Source organism: Xenorhabdus yunnanensis (assembly GCF_028598805.1).
Lineage (GTDB): Bacteria > Pseudomonadota > Gammaproteobacteria > Enterobacterales > Enterobacteriaceae > Xenorhabdus > Xenorhabdus yunnanensis.
Window position 1 is genome coordinate 1 of the sequence record NZ_JAQRFI010000123.1, and the last position, 2,714, is coordinate 2,714.

The 2,714-nt window shown below is 42.0% G+C and carries 2 protein-coding genes; both read left to right on the top strand.

Going from position 1 to position 2,714, the window contains the following annotated elements; genetic code table 11:
• Positions 1-470 (top strand): RNA polymerase subunit sigma-70 (locus PSI23_RS20890; RefSeq protein WP_273556877.1); only part of this gene is annotated, 470 nt, incomplete at its 5' end.
• Positions 471-2,015: 1,545 nt separating this feature from the next.
• Positions 2,016-2,300 (top strand): single stranded DNA-binding domain-containing protein, encoded by a 285-nt coding sequence (locus tag PSI23_RS20895; protein ID WP_273556878.1) that lies wholly within the window; start codon positions 2,016-2,018, stop codon positions 2,298-2,300.
• Positions 2,301-2,714: the final 414 nt, after the last annotated feature.

Consider the following 2,714-nt stretch of genomic DNA (forward strand, 5'->3'; position numbering starts at 1 on the left):
CCAGAGTCGGGAGACACATTAATGTCGATGCGGCTGATGCATGGCGTAGGCAATATATTGATAGTACCGATCCCCGAACCGAGAACGCCAAGAAAGCCAGTTATGCCGAGGCGGAGTCTCTGGAGGTGCGCGCTAAAGCGGTTTATGACGAGCTATTGAGTGGTGAAGTGGATGTACGCCCGATAGAAGAATCCAAAGCAATTAAAGAGCACTATCTGGCAGAACTGGTGAAACTGGAGCACAGCATCAAATCCGGTGAGGTTCTGCCGTGGCGGGATATGGTGAACAAGGTCAGTGAAGAATACGCCCGGATGCGCACCCGATTGATCGCTATCGCCCCTGAACATGGCCCCCGACTCCGGGCTACCGCGTCCAGCTCAACGGATGCCGAATTCGTGGCAGCCTTACAGGAGATTATCTATGAGGCCATGTACGAACTGAGCCTTGATGATGAAGCCGCTACGGTGTGATAAGGGCAGAATATGCCTGTCAGTAAGAAGCAGTCTATACACACCACACAGCCAACGGGAGGGTTTGAAATTAAGCTGTCCCATAACCCTCTGTGCGGTTTAGCCTTGTTGATATAACCCGTTGATTTTAGCTAATTCTGTCAGAAAACCAGAATTCCGGTTCTGAGCATTAATTAAGTTAAATCAATTAGTTATAAAAAACCCAAACGTAACCAATTGATATTACTTAATTCCTGCACTGTGCCAGAGATTAAGGAAATCAAGGAATTAACCAACCATTACGGAAATCGTAATAGTTGCCGCAAAGTGGGATATCCCACTTAGGGTATTGGGGAAATCACCATACCTTTTAGCAGAGCAAAGCCCGAATGCGGGCTTTGGTGATAACCCATTGATATTTAATCAGACGCCAGATTTGGCGTTTGCTTATACTTTGCCTATCTCAAAATCAGGGGGTGAAAAATACTAAGCACTGCCCCAATTATTTCGGGTCAGTTTGATCCCCTCGATACAATCAGTCTGGTGATTTTATGGCTAAAATAGCATCTAACTCATTGATATTTATTCAGACCCCGAATTTGGGGTCTGCTTATAATTTGAGCACCGATAATATCGGTATGCAAAATCCATGGAGTAAGAACTGCCCCTCTTTAAGAGGGTTAGTTTGAACATCAAAAATATCGGTATGTAAAATGATGAATATTTGTCCCGACGAATTTCGTCGATGCAAAATCCAATATCCGAAAATCGGACTTTGCGGGTTACTATTGGTTACTCACAAATGACGGTGAGCGTAAATGATATTTACTCACAAAATTTGTACAACTCAATAAGAGGTGTGCCCAAAAGAGTGAGCCAGAAACAAGGGGTTAAGTTGTTTTGTCCAGCCCCCCCCCTGCGCACAAGTAATACGTTGAAACATAATACATTTATTGCATTTGTCCAGCACATAAAGTAACCATTGGGATTTCCGCAATGGTTGGGTCAAAGTGACGGTCAGCGGGGAAATCAATGAGTTAGCCTGTTAGGGTGGAAATCACCACGGTTGCTACTGGTTACAACTTCCGTGAGCGGTGGTACAGATATGGCGCAGTTATTTATAGTTATTTTCCGTATCTGTACCAACTTAATTTATTGATATTTAACTGAAATATTCCAAGTGGTACAGTTGGTACAGTTATTTTGCGATTTTTTCGTTAAAGCGTGATTTTCGAATAAATGTTGATGTATACAAAAACCACATCTCTTAAAGATATGAGCCTGTCAGGTGAAAAGTATTTTTCGGTTGCTCTCGGTCAATTTGACAGTCAAGGGCAAAATCAATGAGTTACCTAACTATGGTGAAGATCACCACGGTTGCTATTTTTCCTCAAAGTGAGGATGAACCAGAATATCAATGAGTTATAAATAACTCAGGAAGGCTTGAGTTTAAGCCGTTCAGTACAAGGTTACTTAATGTAACTCAGTACGTATTACGTTCGCAGTGATTTAACTTATTGATTATTATTATGGTTGAAAAACCAGTTCATCTATAGGCGGTGGAACATGGCACGAAGACAGAAGAAGAACACACCCTCGATAGTCGCTACGATCACAGGCAAGATTACCGCTGCTCCCAAGCGTATCAAGTGCCAGACAGGGAAAGTCATGGCAGTTGCTACCATGCAAGCGCAGAGTGAAAAGCGCAGTGATTACCCGCTGCGTGTCGTGGGCTTTGATGAAATGGCGCTCTCGGTGATGCTGTTACAGAAAGGTCAGGTGATCACTGTGACGGGAAAGGCTTCTTACTGGCAGGGCTATCAGTTAGCTGTTACCTCAATCACTCAATAGGTTCCGACGAAATTCGTCGCAACCTCTTCACAAGGTTAGTGCGTTTAGCGTACTGGCCTCTCACTGAATACGATATTCGTCGTTAGTCATTATTTCAGGGCGTTTAGTGTGCGAACTTCACTCTGTAAGCTCACGTCTGCCCTACCCATCCTTTTAACCCGTTTTCATCTTATGCCTTGTTTATAGATTTGTTCAGTGAGCCATGTATAAACATGCGTATAAAAGATATTTAAAAACCAATAAGAAAATCACTTAATTACTTTTATAAATCAATATATTGATTCAATTCCTCCTATTCATTAGCGATGAAATAATTTCATGTTTTGATGTTTATCGATATTTATTATTTTTATATTAAAATCAAAATATTGTTCATTTTATTCACTGTGTATTGTTCCAGTGTTTATTGACGTT